The following is a 16,224-nucleotide window of genomic DNA, read 5'->3' as shown; positions in this document are numbered from 1 at the left end:
TCCAAATATTGATACTGATTGGACATCATGTTGTTAATAAATCATGATTTCTTGCAATAATCGATTGCCAAAATAGGCAAGCGTCAGGGTAAATGCACCAATCAGATTAAACCAGATAACTCGTTTACCACGCCATCCGTCATGGTAGTGGCCCCATAATAAAACAATGTAGACAAACCACGCGATGACAGACAGAACTGCTTTATGGATGTTTTCCTTACTGAAAATATTATCCATATAGAGGATGCCGGTACAGAGTGTCAGAGTCAGTAATATTACGCCAACCTGAGTGATATGGAACATTTTACGTTCGATGAACATCAGTGGGGGCATATCCGGAGTAAAAGTCAGTTTTTTATTTTTAAGCTGATGATCCAGCCACCCAAGTTGTAGAGCATATAGTGCAGCGATAAGCAAAGTCGCATAGCCAAGCAGAGCCAAGCCAATATGAATAGATAATTCAAGGCTGGCTTCCAGATGAGTAATGAATTCACCGGGCATAAGACTGGCTAATGCCAGATTTATCATGGCAAAACTATAGACAATCGGCAGTAGGAACCAGGCACGGCCGTGGGAAGCGACAATTGTCATTATAATACAAATAAGTAAGCTGACAATAGAACCCAGGTTCAAGAGTGTGAGATTTTGCCCACTGCTGACGTGAAAGATCTGGTATTTAAGCGCAATAGCATGACAAATTAAAGCGACAATCGCTGAAAGCAATGCCAGTCTGCGGTATCCATTCGGTTTTCGCAGTAAGCCGGGAATAATCAGTACCAGGCTGAGTAAATAAGCGAATAAAGCAATTATAGAGAATACTGGCATAGCGTTAGTCGTTTTAGCGATAATTTCAGGTGAATTAAAGCTTAAGTATAACGCCAGCAAGGGTAGCCTCCAACCGTTGTTAATCATCCGTGCGAATCTCTGTGCAGAGATCCCTTTATCATCGTGTTATAATTTTCATAATACGCTTACAGGTAGCCCATTTTTAAAAATTGAGCAGAGATAATGTTTGATAATTTAACCGACAGACTATCGCGCACATTGCGCAATATCAGTGGCCGTGGGCGACTGACTGAAGACAATATTAAAGAGACACTGCGCGAAGTTCGCATGGCTTTACTTGAGGCTGACGTCGCATTGCCTGTAGTGCGTGACTTTATTTCGTGCGTGAAAGAGAGCGCGGTAGGTCACGAAGTTAACAAAAGCCTTACCCCCGGACAGGAATTTGTCAAAATTGTTCAGAATGAACTGGTTAAGGCGATGGGAGAAGTTAACAGTGAACTGAATCTTTCCACTCAGCCTCCGGCTGTCGTATTGATGGCAGGTTTGCAAGGTGCAGGTAAAACGACCAGCGTTGCTAAACTGGGTAATTTTCTGAAAGGAAAACAGAAGAAAAAAGTTTTAGTGGTATCTGCTGACGTCTATCGTCCGGCGGCGATCAAACAGCTTGAAACGTTGGCGCAGGCAGTGGGTATTGATTTCTACCCTTCTGATGCTCAGGAAAAACCGGTCGATATCGTGACTAAAGCTGTACAGCACGCTAAGTTGAAATTCTATGATGTGCTGTTGGTGGATACTGCTGGTCGTCTGCATGTTGACGAAGCCATGATGGATGAAATCAAACAGGTTCATGAAGCCATTAATCCAGTGGAAACCCTGTTTGTTGTTGATGCTATGACGGGGCAGGATGCCGCGAATACAGCAAAAGCTTTCAATGAAGCATTGCCACTGACGGGGGTGGTGTTGACTAAAGTCGATGGTGACGCTCGTGGTGGCGCTGCTTTGTCTATTCGCCATATCACGGGTAAACCAATCAAATTCTTGGGTGTTGGTGAAAAAACTGACGCACTAGAGCCTTTCCACCCGGATCGTATTGCCTCTCGAATTCTTGGGATGGGAGATGTTCTTTCCCTGATTGAAGAGATTGAAAGTAAAGTTGATCGTACCCAGGCAGAAAAGCTGGCTTCTAAGCTAAAAAAAGGTGACGGCTTCGATTTAAATGACTTTCTGGATCAGCTTAAGCAGATGCGCAATATGGGTGGTATGGCGAGCATGTTAAGCAAAATGCCGGGAATGTCTCAGGTGCCTGATGCAGTAAAATCCCAGATGGATGATAAAGTGCTGGTGAAAATGGAAGCTATTATAAATTCCATGACGCGTAAAGAGCGGGGAAAACCAGAAATTATCAAAGGTTCCCGTAAACGCCGTATTGCCAGTGGTTCCGGTACCCAGGTTCAGGATGTTAACCGCCTGCTTAAACAATTCGACGAAATGCAGCGCATGATGAAGAAGATGAAGAAAGGTGGTCTGGCAAAAATGATGCGTGGTATGAAAGGCATGATGCCACCCGGATTTATGGGTCGTTAATTGATAAAGTCTCGAAGAATATCCACTTTGGATTGCTTTTTGCGCCAAAGTGAGTAAACTTTTCGGGCTTTTTATCTGACAGTTGGACTTCATTCCTCGATGGAGTCTGGTTGTTTTGTTAACTAATGAGGATGTTATGGTAACAATTCGTTTAGCTCGTGGCGGCGCAAAAAAGCGTCCGTTTTATCAAGTAGTCGTGACCGATAGCCGCAACCCGCGTGATGGTCGCTTTATTGAGCGCGTTGGCTTCTTCAACCCTATCGCAACAGGGAAAGCAGAAGTACTGCGTTTAGATCTGGACCGCATTGAACATTGGGTGGGTCTGGGTGCAACTATGTCTGATCGTGTTTCTTCACTGATCAAAGACGCTAAAAAAGCAGCTTAATCTGTCGCGGTGGTAACTATGAGCAAGCAAACCAGCCTTGAACTTCCTGTGAGTCCAATCGTATTGGGAAAACTGGGTTCAACTTATGGTATTCGTGGTTGGCTCAGAGTTTTTTCTTCCACCGAACATGCCGAAGACATTTTTGAGTATCAACCGTGGTTTATCCAACGGGCAGGTCGGTGGCAACATATCGAGCTGGAAGCCTGGAAACACCACAATCAGGATATGATCGTCAAAATTAAAGGTATTGATGATCGGGATGCCGCGAATTTACTGATTAATTGCGAAATTACTGTAGATTCAGCGCAACTACCGGAACTGGATACAGGTGATTACTACTGGAAAGACCTGATGGGTTGCCAGGTAGTGAGCACAACAGGTTATAGCTTGGGTACTGTCAATGACATGATGGAAACCGGTTCTAATGATGTAATGGTAGTTAAAGCAAACCTGAAAGATGCATTCGGTGTCAAGGAACGGCTGATTCCGTTTCTTGATGGGCAGGTTATCAAGAAAGTCGATCTCGCTACTAAAACTATTGAAGTAGATTGGGATCCTGGTTTTTAAACTCCGGTTATAAACGGTTTAAATGAGTGGGACGCTGTAATGTGGATTGGGGTTATTAGCCTGTTTCCTGAAATGTTCCGCGCAATAACCGATTATGGGGTAACTGGCCGGGCAGTAAAAAATGGCTTGCTAAGTATTGAATGCTGGAATCCACGGGATTTTACCTACGACCGGCATCGTACTGTTGACGATCGACCTTACGGCGGTGGTCCAGGCATGTTGATGATGGTTCAGCCTTTACGGGAAGCTATTCATGCAGCAAAAACTGCGGCAGGCGAAGGTGCAAAGGTGATTTATCTTTCACCTCAGGGGCGCAAACTCAATCAACAAGGCGTTTGTGAGCTGGCCACAAATGAGAAACTGGTTCTGATTTGTGGCCGCTATGAAGGGATAGATGAGCGGGTTATTCAAACTGAGATTGACGAAGAATGGTCTATCGGTGATTACGTGCTCAGTGGTGGTGAAATTCCTGCAATGACCCTGATTGACTCTGTTTCCCGGTTTATTCCGGGAGTTTTGGGGCATCAGGCATCGGCTGAGGAAGACTCTTTTGCTGATGGATTGCTGGATTGTCCGCACTATACCCGCCCGGAGGTATTGGATGGCATGGAAGTTCCACCCGTTCTGTTATCGGGGAATCATGCTGAAATTAATCGCTGGCGTATGAAACAATCGCTTGGCCGGACCTGGCTTAGAAGACCTGAACTTCTGGAAAACCTAGCTCTGACTGACGAGCAAAGGATATTGCTGGCAGAGTTCCAACGGGAACATCTAACTGAAGCAACGAATTAATCCAGACATATTCCCTGAAGGGAATGAATGTCTTTGATATATCAGTTTACCTAGGGTAAGAGAATTATTATGAGCAACATTATTAAACAACTTGAACAAGAGCAGATGAAGCAAGACGTACCTTCATTCCGTCCGGGTGACACCGTGGAAGTTAAGGTATGGGTCGTAGAAGGTTCTAAGAAACGTCTGCAGGCATTCGAGGGCGTGGTTATCGCTATCCGTAACCGCGGTCTGCACTCTGCATTCACTGTTCGCAAGATTTCTAACGGCGAAGGTGTTGAGCGTGTATTCCAAACTCACTCCCCAGTCGTAGACAGCATTAGTGTTAAACGTCGTGGTGCTGTTCGTAGAGCTAAATTGTACTATCTGCGTGAGCGTTCTGGTAAAGCTGCTCGTATTAAAGAGCGTCTGAACAGCAAATAATACGCTTTCGTTACATCCGAAAGTTATCGTTGAAGAGGCCAGCAATTGCTGGCCTCTTTTTTTATATTTTTAATTTATTGATGAATTACTCGGCAATATCTTATTATCTGACAGTAATAATCTTAAAGAAAATTATCCTGGGTATTTTAAAATGATTTCATGCATAACTAACTAAAAATAAGGATTTCTTTTGAAAACTATTCAACTACATAATAAAACAATGGCTTACCGAGATGAAGGGGAAGGTTTCCCGCTATTACTGGGTCATAGCTATTTGTTTAACTCGGATATGTGGGCACCACAAATCGAAGTTTTAAGTAAAAAATACAGAGTGATTGCTCCCGATCTGTGGGGACACGGAAATTCGGCGGAATTACCAGAGCAGCATAGAACGTTGGCTGATTTAGCGCGAGATTACTTAGCGTTAATGGACCAACTTGGAATTAAAGAATTTGCTGTAATTGGTTTATCGGCTGGCGGTATGTGGGGAACTGAATTAGCAGCGATGGTGCCGGACAGAGTTAAAGCATTGGTTTTGATGGATACCTTTGTGGGGTTAGAGCCTGAAGTTACCCATAAAAAATACTTTGCTATGTTGGATGTGATAGAGCAGGCTGGCGCTATTCCGCAATCTATCTTACAACAAATAGTGCCAATTTTTTTCAGTCAGAAACCAGCGCAAAATTTGATTGATGAGTTAACTCAGAGTTTGGTAACAATTCCTGCGGAAGTATTATGTAATAGTATTATTCCGTTAGGACGAATGATTTTTGGACGTGAAGATAGAACTCATTTGTTGGAAAGATTAGATATACCAGTTCTTGTTATCACTGGTGAACAAGATATGCCCCGCCCACCTCTGGAAGGTTACTTGATGGCTGAAATACTTCGCTGTGATTACGTTGTTATTCAGGACGCGGGGCATATTTCAACATTGGAGCAACCCCATAAAGTTAATCAGGAATTAGTTGTTTTTTTACAGCAAGTTCTGTAACGGTTCTTTTAATGAAAAGGCCGGATTATCCGGCCTTTAATATTGAGTTTAGTAAAGATCTGCATCAATATTTTCATCAGGATATAACCCATATATAAGAACGGGTGATACAGATCTCCTTCATAACGTCTGCTGGTAATAAGCATATAACTATTATATCTCTGGCTGTAGTATTATCATAAATTTCCTTAATGAATTGCTGAAAATAGTGAGTTTGAAATAACTTAATATTTTATTAATATGGTTCATTAATTTCATATAAATAAATTGAGATGATTTAACTGGAATATAAAGTACGACTGTAAATGTTATTTATTCTCAATAATAAAAACGAGATGAATGTTTTTTTACTTGATGATTTTAAATATAAATATACAAAATCAATAATAACAAAATATTAATTCTTGTGTTTTAATATTAATAATTATTTCTAATGTGTTTTTTTTGTGATAATTTTAATATTATTAATAATTATCTGGATGTATTTATAATTTGGCTAAAAATCCCATTAATGTAAATAAATATTTACACTATTTATATTTTATTTACACATTTGGATTGAATTCTTTACGATGCATGATATGTTATTGGTCAAATACATAAAAATAAATTAACACAGAATGACAATTTGAGGAGATAACTGAAATGTTCATACAAAAAGATGCACTTAATAACGTTCACATCAGTGGTGAACAAATTCTTATAACTCCGGAAGAACTAAAAGAACAATATCCACTCAGTGGTAATGATCTGCATACTATTGCAAATGCACGTAAAATAATTGCTGACATTATTCAGCGTCGTGATCCCCGTTTACTGGTCGTATGTGGCCCTTGCTCTATTCATGACGTGGATGCAGCTCTGGATTATGCTCATCGTTTGGCGGTACTTTCTTCTGAATTAAGTGACAGTCTGCACATCGTAATGCGTGTCTATTTTGAAAAACCTCGAACAACAGTGGGTTGGAAAGGTCTTATTAACGATCCGTTCATGGATGGTTCATTTGATGTGGAAGCGGGTTTGCATATTGCCCGTCGTTTACTAATTAGCTTGGTTAAAATGGGATTACCCCTTGCAACAGAGGCTTTAGATCCGAATAGTCCACAGTACTTAGGAGATTTGTTTAGTTGGTCGGCAATTGGCGCAAGAACGACAGAATCTCAGACACACCGGGAAATGGCTTCAGGTTTATCTATGCCGGTTGGTTTCAAAAATGGGACTGATGGTAGCTTAAGTACAGCAATTAATGCGATGCGTGCAGCTGCTATGCCACATCGTTTTATGGGAATAAATCAGTCAGGGCAGGTATGTTTGTTGCAAACACAAGGGAATCCGAATGGACACATTATTTTACGTGGGGGTAAAACACCTAATTACAGCGCTGAACATGTAATGGAATGTGAACAGCAGATGATGAAGTCTGGATTATTGCCATCCTTGATGATTGATTGCAGTCATGGTAACTCTAATAAAGACTTTCGTCGCCAAAGCGTGGTTGTAGATTCTGTAGCAGAGCAGATTATTTCAGGTAACCAATCTATCACGGGGATTATGTTGGAGAGCCATATTAATGAAGGTAACCAATCTTCTGAGCAACCTCGTTGTGGAATGAAATATGGTGTTTCAGTGACTGACGCTTGTATTAATTGGCAGACTACAGAAGCGGTTCTGAGAAAATTGCATCAGCAAATCAGTCCGCAATTGTCGCAAAGAATTACGATTTTGAAAAAAGCAGGATAATAAGTATGGTGGCTGAATTATCTCAATTGCGGGACAAGATTGATGAAGTGGATAAAGCTTTGTTGGATTTACTGGCAAAGCGACTGGAATTAGTTGCAGAGGTCGGTGAGGTAAAAAGCCAGAATGGGTTGCCAATTTATGCGCCTGACAGAGAAACGGCGATGTTTGCTTCACGTCGGCAGGAGGCTGAAGATTTTGGTGTTCCACCGGATTTAATTGAAGATATTCTGCGTCGCATTATGCGGGAGTCTTATACCAGCGAAAATGACAAAGGGTTTAAAACTCTCTGCCCTCAATTAGGGTCGATAGTCATTGTTGGTGGCTTGGGTAAAATGGGGAAACTGTTTGGTCGGCTGTTAACTTTGTCTGGTTATGAAGTCAAAAATCTGGAACCACAAGATTGGCCTGACGCAGAGCAGATTCTGACTGGTGCAGGTATGGTCATTATCAGTGTACCTATTCATCTGACAGAAGAGGTTATTCGCCGTTTACCACCACTACCTGATCATTGTATTTTGGTGGATTTGGCATCTATCAAACAGAAACCATTACAGGCTATGCTTGATGTGCATAAAGGTCCAGTCTTGGGGCTACATCCTATGTTTGGGCCGGATGTAGGCAGCTTGGTAAAACAGGTTGTTGTTTACTGTGACGGACGCCAGGAGGAAGCTTATCAGTGGTTTTTGGAACAGCTGCTGATTTGGGGGGCTTGCCTGCATCAGATGGATGCTGAACAGCATGATAAAAATATGAGTTTTATCCAGGCGTTACGCCACTTCACGACGTTCGCTTATGGGCAACATCTCGCACAGGAAGATACTGATTTACAACAATTATTATCAATATCCTCACCAATTTACCGTCTGGAGCTGATTATGGTAGGGCGATTGTTTGCGCAAGATCCTCAGCTTTACGCTGATATTATTATGTCATCGCCAGAGAATATTGATCTTATACGTCGTTATCACCAAAGTTTTGGACAAGCGCTTGAGTTACTGGAAAACCAAGATAAACAGGCTTTTATCAGCAGTTTTAAAGATGTTAGTGAATGGTTTGGTGATTATGCGCTTCACTTTATGAAAGAGAGCAGAGTATTGCTTCAACAAGCGAATGATAGTCGTCAATAATTAAAAAGAACCGGATATCGGAATATCCGGTTCTTTTTAATCAAGATGGACTGACTGGAACTACACTTTCTGTTGGGTAACATCCCAATACTTTTAATGAATGAGTAATTTCCGCTAATGCTTTCAGGGCATGTTGCATATTGATTGAACGAATATTAGCTTGGACATCAATATAAAACATCTCTTCCCACGGATTTCCGCTAATCGGGCGAGATTCCAGTTTACTCATAATAATATTATGTTCTTTTAGCACCATAAGTGCATCTACTAACGCTCCCGCTTGTTGCCCAGTAGCCATAATAAATGTCGTTTTGGATGGTACCTGTTCTGAAACTTCGATGGGCTGACGGGCAACAATAATAAAACGGGTAATATTATGTGATTGATTTGCCAGATTTTGTTCCAGGACTTGTAACTGATAAAGTGCACCACCGGCTTCACTGCCTAAAGCGGCAATTTCTGGTGAATTCTGTTCAGCGACTTTTTGCATAGCTGCGGCGGTGCTTTCGCAATATTTAATTTTCCAATGCGGGAATTGATTAATATATTGACTGCATTGTTGGAATGGTTGAGGGTGACTGTAAACCGTTTTTATCTGTGATAGTTCTGTATTTCTTGCAACTAGCAGGCAATGGTTAATAGGAATCGTTATTTCTCCTACAATTGACAAACTGGTATGTTGCAATAAGTCATAAACATCATTGATAGAGCCAGAACTGGTGTTTTCAATTGGTAATATTCCGTAATCAGCCTGTCCGGTTTCAACCAGGGGGAAGATATCCTGGAACTTATGGCAACTGCATTCAACTAATTGATCAAAATGACGTGCTGCATATTGGCGGGCTGCGATATGAGAATAGGAACCACGAGGACCAAGGAACGCAATACGAGCTGAATCGTAGGGTGTTTGATTGAGATGTTGCTGCAATAATGCTTGCTGAGTGAGTACAGAATCTTCGATGATCGTTTGAAACAGCCGGGTGATATAGAAGCCATCAAGCCCGTGGCTTTTTCCTTTTTTGATTAGAACATCTAATAGCTCCCGTTCACGATCTTTGTCTCTGATGGGACGATTATCCTGTAATTTAGTTTGTGCGATATCAGAGGCTAATTGGCGTCGTTCTGCCAGTAAAATCAGTAACTTTAAATCGAGTTCGCTGACTTTTTTCCGTATTTTCAGCAAATTGTTTTGATCCATAATGAGTTCCTAATTGGTTATTCATATTCTGATAATAATATGTTTGCAGTGGACAGAAAAAAGCCTCCCAATTGGGAGGCTTGCTGTTCGTCTTCTGGTTCTTTCTTCAAGGACGAAAGCCTCCCCCTTAGGGGAAGGTAAAAAAGAAGGAGAAGAAAAACAGGTTTGTATTCATCATATTCACAGTCCGTATAAACAATGTACCCTAATTAACCTTATGTTGTTGTTTCTGTCAATAAAAAAACGCGCCCAAATCGGACGCGTTAGAGACAAGCCATAGTTATTTTATTGTTGTGTTTCTAGATCAAGATTTGATTCTTTAACACTGTTATAAGTACGGCGTGCTTCTCCTTTGTGTTGTACTTTATTCAACTGACGTTCCAGTTTTGCTAACAATTCATTGATGGCAACATACATATCTTCATGCTTTGCACCTGCAACTAGCGTACCATTTGGTATACTTATGGTTGCATCAGCCATAAAAACCTGAGGGCCTTTTGATAGAATAATATGAGGATTTATCAGGTTTACTTGCCATTTATTCAGTTTACTCAGACGGTTTTCTACGTGGTTGCGAATTGCCGGGGTAATCTCCATTTGTTTGCTGGTAATGTTCACTATCATATAGTTACCTCTCATTATTGATTATCCACCTTCAATAATTTCAGCATACATTTCTTTTTCATAAAAAATGTGATCTAAATCACCTTTAATCGGATGTGTGGCAACTAGTTGAAGTAATTGTGATTAGCGATAAAAATACGAAGAATATCTATTGCGGGATGAAAGCTTATGAGACATTATTGATAAGTTAAGTCTTTATTAACCTTCTTGATAAACAGTCCTTATTTGTGTTTTATTAAGTAAAAAATAAAACAGCAGCCGGAACTGCTGTTTTATTTTGTCTGTTTCTTTATGCTGGATTAGCAGCAACGAGTTTTGCTACTTTACCTGCCTGTGCCGTTAAACCCAAACGTGCATAAGCCTTTTCCATATAAGGTAGTGCTTTCAGGGTTGACTGTGTGTCAGGATAATCTCGCAGCATTTGTTCCGCTCGATTTACCACCGCAACATAAGCGCCGCGTTTGTTATAATATTCCACAACAGAAAGTTCATATTTCGCCAGGCGCTCTTTGATAGACACTAAACGTTTACTGGCATCGGCAGCATATAGACTGTTAGGATGATAACGTATTAATTGGCTAAAATCTCTGAATGATGCTCTGGCATGTTCAGGATCACGATCTGAGCGGTCAATGCCGAAGAAACTTTGCAGTGCGCTGTTATCCAATGTTTGTGAAGTTAATCCGCGCATATACAGAACATAATCAATGTTGGGGTGAGTTGGGTTTAGGCGCATGAAGCGGTCAATGGAAGCTAATGCCATTGCCAAGTCAGAGGATTTATAATAAGCATAAATCAGATCAAGTTGAACTTGCTGTGAATAAGGGCCAAATGGATAGCGGTTATCGAGGGTTTCCAATTGCGAGATCGCAGGTTTATAGTCACCGTTTTGCAGCTTTTCCTGACTAGCGGAGTAAATTTCCGAAGGTGGGCTGTCTGGGACAGCATTCTTACTACCAGAGCACCCGGCAAGTACCAGGCTCAATGTGGCTGCTGCCACCAGATGTTTTATGCGTATCATCACGTGTTGATTATCCTCTGAGTGTTTTTCTGGGAGACTATCCATGAAGCTCCCGGCAAAAGATCGAGTTACAATAGCACACTATATTAAATTAAACGGCTCTGCCGTCAAAACTCAACGTAAGTGTAGAAACAATATATGGCACAACAAATACGACTTAATACAACAGTCGCCGATTCTCAGCTCGGTCAACGTTTAGATCAGGCTTTGGCTGAATTGTTCCCTGATTATTCAAGATCACGCATAAAAAATTGGATCTTGGATGATAGAGTTCAGGTTAATGGCAAATTAATCAATAAGCCAAAAGAAAAAGTACTGGGCGGGGAAGAAATCTCAATTGATGCCATCATTGAGGAAGATGCACGTTGGGAACCTCAGAATATTCCGTTAGATATTGTCTATGAAGATGATGACATTCTGGTAATAAATAAGCCACGTGATTTGGTCGTTCATCCAGGTGCGGGAAATCCAGACGGTACGGTATTAAATGCTCTGCTATATCGTTACCCTGAAATAGCCGATGTTCCTCGGGCGGGCATTGTTCACCGCCTTGATAAAGATACGACAGGGCTTATGGTTATAGCTAAAACTGTTCCTGCTCAAACTCGTTTAGTGGAGTCACTCCAACTGCGCGAAATTACCCGTGAGTATGAAGCTGTAGCGACAGGTCGTATGACGGCTGGTGGAATAGTTGAAGAGCCTATTTCTCGTCATCCGACAAAACGCACACATATGGCAGTACATCCGATGGGAAAACCTGCAATTACCCGTTATCGGGTGATGGAGCATTTCAGGGCGCATACCCGTTTGCGTTTGCGGCTGGAAACAGGTAGAACGCACCAGATACGTGTTCATATGGCCCATATTAGTCATTCCTTGGTGGGAGATCCGCTGTATGGTGGTCGTCCTCGTCCTTTGAAAGGCGCTTCCGATGAATTCCGCGATGTGATGCGCAACTTTGATCGTCAGGCATTGCATGCCACAATGCTACGCCTTTATCATCCGATTACCGGAATTGAAATGGAATGGCATGCTAACTTACCGGAAGATATGGTTATGCTGATTAATGCATTAAAAGCAGATACAGAAGCATTTAAAGACAAAATGGATTGGTAAATGACGTCGCTTATTTTTCCAAATTGGTCACAACCGACGACAGTAAAAGCCTGTAGTTCCACCCGCTTGGGAGGAATCAGTTTGTCGCCTTATGATAGTCTGAACCTTGGTAAGCATGTTGGTGATGAGCCTGATGTGGTTGAACAAAACAGGCATATTCTGGCTAAAGTGGCAGAATTGCCTCGACAGCCGGTCTGGTTAGAACAGGTTCATGGCACTCGTGTTGTCAGGCTTGATGGTCAGCCAGTGGAAGATAATAAAGCTGATGCTGTTTACACCGACATTCCTGGGCAGGTTTGCGCTGTGATGACAGCTGATTGCCTGCCTGTACTGTTTTGCAGTTCTGCTGGTGATGAGGTTGCAGCTGCTCATGCTGGTTGGCGTGGTCTATGCGCTGGAGTGTTAGAAAATACGGTTGCTCAATTTAAAACTAAGCCTGATCAAATTCAAGCCTGGTTGGGACCGGCAATTGGCGCGAAAGCATTTGAAGTCGGCAGTGAAGTTATGGAAGCGTTCATTGCACAGAATTCTGATCTAAGTAAAGCTTTTGTACCTTTTGGTGAGAAATATTTAGCAGATATATATTTGCTGGCAAAATTAAAATTGCAATCTGTTGGTGTAAAAGCGATTTTTGGCGGGATTGAGTGTACTGTCAGTAATAAAGAGAAATTTTTCTCTTATCGTCGTGATGGTATCACTGGACGTATGGCAACTTTAATCTGGCTGATATAACCTATCCCATAGGGCGATCCACTGGCGCATAAGAGAATGCCTCACAATTTGCTTTTCAGAATCATCTTGAATATTTGAGGAATGGCCTCATTTAATCTCCAGTAGCAAAATTCTGAAATCAGTATTGGAGGTGTTATGCGTCTGGATCGTCTTACTAATAAATTCCAGCTTGCTCTTGCTGACGCCCAGTCCCTTGCGCTGGGGCATGATAATCAATTCATCGAACCAATTCACTTGATGAGCTCACTGTTAAAACAAGAAGGTGGCTCTGTTCGTCCGTTATTAACGTTAGTTGGAATCGATGCAGGTCGTTTCAGCAATCAGCTTGAGCAGGCTTTAGAACGTTTGCCGCAGGTACAGGGTGTTGGTGGTGATGTGCAACCATCTAATGACTTAATTCGTCATTTAAATCTGTGCGACAAACTAGCACAAAAAGCGGGGGATAATTTTATTTCCTCAGAATTATTTGTTCTGGCAGCGCTGGAAGAGCGTGGCACATTGAGCGACATATTGAAAACTGTTGGAGCAACAAAAGAAAAAATCATTAAGGCAATAGAACAAATGCGTGGTGGTGAAAAAATTAATGACCAAGGCGCGGAAGATCAACGCCAAGCTCTTAAGAAATATACCATTGATCTGACTGAACGTGCTGAACAAGGTAAACTTGATCCGGTGATTGGCCGTGATGAAGAAATTCGCCGCACTATTCAGGTATTGCAACGCCGTACCAAAAATAACCCTGTCTTAATTGGTGAACCTGGGGTCGGTAAAACTGCCATTGTCGAAGGGCTTGCTCAACGAATTATTAATGGAGAAGTCCCTGAGGGACTGAAAAATAAGCGGGTTCTTTCTCTGGATATGGGGGCACTGTTAGCAGGCGCTAAATATCGTGGTGAATTCGAAGAGCGATTGAAAGGTGTGCTGAATGATCTTTCTAAACAGGAAGGCAGTATCATTCTGTTTATTGACGAATTGCACACTATGGTTGGTGCAGGTAAAGCTGAGGGGGCAATGGATGCAGGTAACATGCTGAAACCTGCTCTGGCCCGCGGTGAACTTCACTGTGTCGGGGCAACTACATTGGATGAATATCGCCAATATATTGAAAAAGATGCGGCACTGGAACGTCGTTTTCAAAAAGTCTACGTTGCAGAGCCTTCAGTAGAAGATACCATCGCTATTTTGCGTGGTCTGAAAGAACGTTATGAACTGCATCACCATGTACAGATTACAGACCTTGCGATTGTCGCGGCAGCAACATTATCTCATCGTTATATCTCAGATCGTATGTTACCGGACAAAGCTATCGACCTGATTGATGAAGCGGGTGCCAGTCTGCGTATGCAAATGGACTCAAAACCTGAAACGCTGGACCGTCTGGAACGTCGGGTTATTCAATTAAAGCTGGAACAGCAGGCACTGAGAAAGGAATCTGATGATGCCAGTAAAAAACGGCTTGAAATGCTTAATAAAGAGCTGATTGAGAAAGAACGTGAATATTCTGAACTGGAAGAAGAGTGGAAAGCTGAGAAAGCTGAACTTACTGGTACTCAGAATATCAAAGCAGAACTGGAAAATGCCCGTATCAGTCTGGAACAAGCTCGCCGTAGTGGTGATTTAGCGAAGATGTCTGAAATTCAGTATGGGAAAATACCTGGATTGGAGAAGCAGCTTGCCGCAGCCACACAAGTTGAAGGTAAGCCTATGAAACTGCTCCGTAACAAAGTGACCGATGCGGAAATTGCTGAAATTCTTGCTCGTTGGACGGGTATTCCTGTTTCCAGAATGCTTGAGAGTGAAAAAGACAAATTGCTGCGTATGGAACAAGAATTGCACAAACGTGTTATTGGTCAGGATGAAGCGGTAGATGCGGTATCCAATGCGATTCGCCGTAATCGGGCTGGACTATCTGATCCAAACCGTCCGATTGGTTCATTCTTGTTCCTTGGCCCAACTGGAGTGGGTAAAACTGAGTTATGCAAAGCTTTGGCTAATTTCCTGTTTGACAGCGATGATGCAATGGTGCGTATCGATATGTCTGAATTTATGGAAAAGCATGCAGTATCACGGCTGGTGGGAGCGCCCCCAGGATATGTCGGTTACGAAGAGGGCGGTTATCTGACAGAGGCTGTTCGTCGTCGTCCTTACTCTGTCATTTTGCTTGATGAGGTGGAAAAAGCGCATCCAGATGTCTTTAACATTTTGTTGCAGGTATTGGATGATGGTCGATTAACTGATGGGCAAGGTCGTACTGTCGATTTCCGTAACACCGTTGTGATCATGACTTCTAACCTAGGCTCGGACATGATTCAAGAGCGTTTTGGTAACCTAAATTATGGTGAAATGAAAGATATGGTGATGGAAACTGTTAGCCATCATTTCAGACCGGAGTTTATTAACCGCATTGATGAGGTTGTTGTGTTCCATCCATTAGGACGTCGGCATTTGTCAGCAATTGCAGATATTCAATTGCAACGTTTGTACAAACGTCTGGAAGAGCGTGGCTATCAAGTTACTATTACTCAGCAAGCGTTGGAAATGCTGGGAGAAGCCGGGTTCGATCCTGTCTATGGCGCACGACCATTGAAACGAGCTATCCAGCAGGAAATCGAAAACCCATTAGCTCAAAAGATACTTTCCGGTCAGTTATTACCAGGAAAACCAGTGACCCTGGATGTGGAAAATAGCCATATAGTGGCAAAACAATAACTTTATACTTAACTAAAGATATTTAAAGAGGTAGGAAACTGCCTCTTTTTTTTCCATTTTGTGCAAGGAATCGCAATTCAGTACTGTTTTTGCTTAATTTGTGAGCGATCGAATTGTTTTTGTAATTAAACGCTTGCCAGCGCCGAAGAACGCCCTATAATGCGCCACCACTGACCGACACAACGCTGACAAAGCGTGTGAGGCCAGGCAGAGAAAAGTGAATTAAGCGCTTGACTCTGCGGGCGAAAAGCGTAGTATACGCAGCCCGGCTGAACGAGAATATCAATTTTTGTTTCAGCCTGCTCTTTAACAATTAATCAGACAATCTGTGTGGGCACTCACAAGACCGTATCACAAAAAAATACACTAAAGTCTTGAAGAGTGAACAACAGTTAATTCATGACGAAATAACAGTCAGTTTCTTTG

Annotated in this window: 15 protein-coding genes and 1 other annotated feature; of the genes, 11 read left to right on the top strand and 4 right to left on the bottom strand. The window is 42.1% G+C overall.

Annotated features, from left to right (window positions below; genetic code table 11):
* Positions 1-33 precede the first annotated feature (33 nt).
* On the bottom strand, positions 34-825 hold the full coding sequence (locus tag C5471_RS18130; protein ID WP_133816218.1) for a cytochrome C assembly family protein: 792 nt from the start codon (positions 823-825) through the stop codon (positions 34-36).
* 183 nt (positions 826-1,008) lie between these two features.
* Here C5471_RS18130 and ffh point away from each other — a divergent pair, with 183 nt between their 5' ends.
* The 8 genes from ffh to tyrA all read left to right on the top strand — a co-directional run bounded on the left by ffh (position 1,009) and on the right by tyrA (position 8,398).
* Positions 1,009-2,370 (top strand): signal recognition particle protein, encoded by a 1,362-nt coding sequence (gene ffh, locus C5471_RS18125; protein ID WP_133816140.1) that lies wholly within the window; start codon positions 1,009-1,011, stop codon positions 2,368-2,370.
* A gap of 136 nt (positions 2,371-2,506) precedes the next feature.
* On the top strand, positions 2,507-2,755 hold the full coding sequence (gene rpsP, locus C5471_RS18120; protein ID WP_133816141.1) for a 30S ribosomal protein S16: 249 nt from the start codon (positions 2,507-2,509) through the stop codon (positions 2,753-2,755).
* An 18-nt stretch (positions 2,756-2,773) separates the two neighbouring features.
* Positions 2,774-3,322 (top strand): ribosome maturation factor RimM, encoded by a 549-nt coding sequence (rimM, locus tag C5471_RS18115; RefSeq protein WP_133816142.1) that lies wholly within the window; start codon positions 2,774-2,776, stop codon positions 3,320-3,322.
* Positions 3,323-3,361: 39 nt separating this feature from the next.
* Positions 3,362-4,114, top strand: coding sequence for a tRNA (guanosine(37)-N1)-methyltransferase TrmD (gene trmD, locus C5471_RS18110; RefSeq protein WP_133816143.1), 753 nt, complete (start codon positions 3,362-3,364; stop codon positions 4,112-4,114).
* Between the two features lie 69 nt (positions 4,115-4,183).
* Positions 4,184-4,537 carry a 50S ribosomal protein L19 gene (gene rplS, locus C5471_RS18105; RefSeq protein ID WP_021325982.1) on the top strand — a complete coding sequence of 118 codons (354 nt, stop codon included), beginning with the start codon at positions 4,184-4,186 and terminating at the stop codon, positions 4,535-4,537.
* 190 nt (positions 4,538-4,727) lie between these two features.
* Positions 4,728-5,531, top strand: a complete 804-nt coding sequence (locus C5471_RS18100) for an alpha/beta fold hydrolase (RefSeq protein ID WP_133816144.1) — start codon at positions 4,728-4,730, stop codon at positions 5,529-5,531.
* 645 nt (positions 5,532-6,176) lie between these two features.
* Positions 6,177-7,271, top strand: a complete 1,095-nt coding sequence (locus C5471_RS18095; RefSeq protein ID WP_166296228.1) for a 3-deoxy-7-phosphoheptulonate synthase — start codon at positions 6,177-6,179, stop codon at positions 7,269-7,271.
* 5 nt (positions 7,272-7,276) lie between these two features.
* Positions 7,277-8,398 carry a bifunctional chorismate mutase/prephenate dehydrogenase gene (gene tyrA / locus C5471_RS18090; RefSeq protein ID WP_133816145.1) on the top strand — a complete coding sequence of 374 codons (1,122 nt, stop codon included), beginning with the start codon at positions 7,277-7,279 and terminating at the stop codon, positions 8,396-8,398.
* Between the two features lie 40 nt (positions 8,399-8,438).
* On the opposite strand, the gene pheA is transcribed toward tyrA, so the two are convergent.
* The 3 genes from pheA to bamD all read right to left on the bottom strand — a co-directional run bounded on the left by pheA (position 8,439) and on the right by bamD (position 11,241).
* Positions 8,439-9,596 carry a bifunctional chorismate mutase/prephenate dehydratase gene (gene pheA / locus C5471_RS18085; protein ID WP_133816146.1) on the bottom strand — a complete coding sequence of 386 codons (1,158 nt, stop codon included), beginning with the start codon at positions 9,594-9,596 and terminating at the stop codon, positions 8,439-8,441.
* Between the two features lie 54 nt (positions 9,597-9,650).
* Positions 9,651-9,772, bottom strand: a sequence feature (Phe leader region).
* A gap of 109 nt (positions 9,773-9,881) precedes the next feature.
* A complete protein-coding gene (raiA, locus tag C5471_RS18080) occupies positions 9,882-10,220 on the bottom strand; it encodes a ribosome-associated translation inhibitor RaiA (protein ID WP_133816147.1) in 339 nt (112 codons plus the stop codon).
* A gap of 289 nt (positions 10,221-10,509) precedes the next feature.
* Complete coding sequence (gene bamD / locus C5471_RS18075) at positions 10,510-11,241, bottom strand: outer membrane protein assembly factor BamD (protein WP_133816148.1); 732 nt, start codon at positions 11,239-11,241, stop codon at positions 10,510-10,512.
* Between the two features lie 138 nt (positions 11,242-11,379).
* Here bamD and rluD point away from each other — a divergent pair, with 138 nt between their 5' ends.
* The 3 genes from rluD to clpB all read left to right on the top strand — a co-directional run bounded on the left by rluD (position 11,380) and on the right by clpB (position 15,798).
* Positions 11,380-12,357 carry a 23S rRNA pseudouridine(1911/1915/1917) synthase RluD gene (gene rluD / locus C5471_RS18070; protein ID WP_133816149.1) on the top strand — a complete coding sequence of 326 codons (978 nt, stop codon included), beginning with the start codon at positions 11,380-11,382 and terminating at the stop codon, positions 12,355-12,357.
* The gene (gene yfiH / locus C5471_RS18065) at positions 12,358-13,089 is read left to right on the top strand and encodes a purine nucleoside phosphorylase YfiH (RefSeq protein WP_133816150.1); all 732 of its coding nucleotides are present in this window, start codon (positions 12,358-12,360) and stop codon (positions 13,087-13,089) included.
* Positions 13,090-13,224: 135 nt separating this feature from the next.
* Positions 13,225-15,798 (top strand): ATP-dependent chaperone ClpB, encoded by a 2,574-nt coding sequence (gene clpB / locus C5471_RS18060; protein ID WP_133816151.1) that lies wholly within the window; start codon positions 13,225-13,227, stop codon positions 15,796-15,798.
* Positions 15,799-16,224 lie beyond the last annotated feature (426 nt).

The sequence above is a fragment of the Photorhabdus tasmaniensis genome (genome assembly GCF_011189505.1).
Lineage (GTDB): Bacteria > Pseudomonadota > Gammaproteobacteria > Enterobacterales > Enterobacteriaceae > Photorhabdus > Photorhabdus tasmaniensis.
This window is presented reverse-complemented; position numbering and strand designations above follow the sequence as displayed.

Coding starts and splice junctions, on each gene's coding strand:
- C5471_RS18130 (WP_133816218.1), bottom strand. CDS start 825: ATGCCAGTATTCTCTATAATTGCTTTATTCGCTTATTTACTCAGCCTG.
- yfiH (WP_133816150.1), top strand. CDS start 12,358: ATGACGTCGCTTATTTTTCCAAATTGGTCACAACCGACGACAGTAAAA.
- trmD (WP_133816143.1), top strand. CDS start 3,362: ATGTGGATTGGGGTTATTAGCCTGTTTCCTGAAATGTTCCGCGCAATA.
- raiA (WP_133816147.1), bottom strand. CDS start 10,220: ATGATAGTGAACATTACCAGCAAACAAATGGAGATTACCCCGGCAATT.
- rimM (WP_133816142.1), top strand. CDS start 2,774: ATGAGCAAGCAAACCAGCCTTGAACTTCCTGTGAGTCCAATCGTATTG.
- bamD (WP_133816148.1), bottom strand. CDS start 11,241: ATGATACGCATAAAACATCTGGTGGCAGCAGCCACATTGAGCCTGGTA.
- tyrA (WP_133816145.1), top strand. CDS start 7,277: ATGGTGGCTGAATTATCTCAATTGCGGGACAAGATTGATGAAGTGGAT.
- rpsP (WP_133816141.1), top strand. CDS start 2,507: ATGGTAACAATTCGTTTAGCTCGTGGCGGCGCAAAAAAGCGTCCGTTT.
- pheA (WP_133816146.1), bottom strand. CDS start 9,596: ATGGATCAAAACAATTTGCTGAAAATACGGAAAAAAGTCAGCGAACTC.
- clpB (WP_133816151.1), top strand. CDS start 13,225: ATGCGTCTGGATCGTCTTACTAATAAATTCCAGCTTGCTCTTGCTGAC.
- rluD (WP_133816149.1), top strand. CDS start 11,380: ATGGCACAACAAATACGACTTAATACAACAGTCGCCGATTCTCAGCTC.
- rplS (WP_021325982.1), top strand. CDS start 4,184: ATGAGCAACATTATTAAACAACTTGAACAAGAGCAGATGAAGCAAGAC.
- ffh (WP_133816140.1), top strand. CDS start 1,009: ATGTTTGATAATTTAACCGACAGACTATCGCGCACATTGCGCAATATC.
- C5471_RS18095 (WP_166296228.1), top strand. CDS start 6,177: ATGTTCATACAAAAAGATGCACTTAATAACGTTCACATCAGTGGTGAA.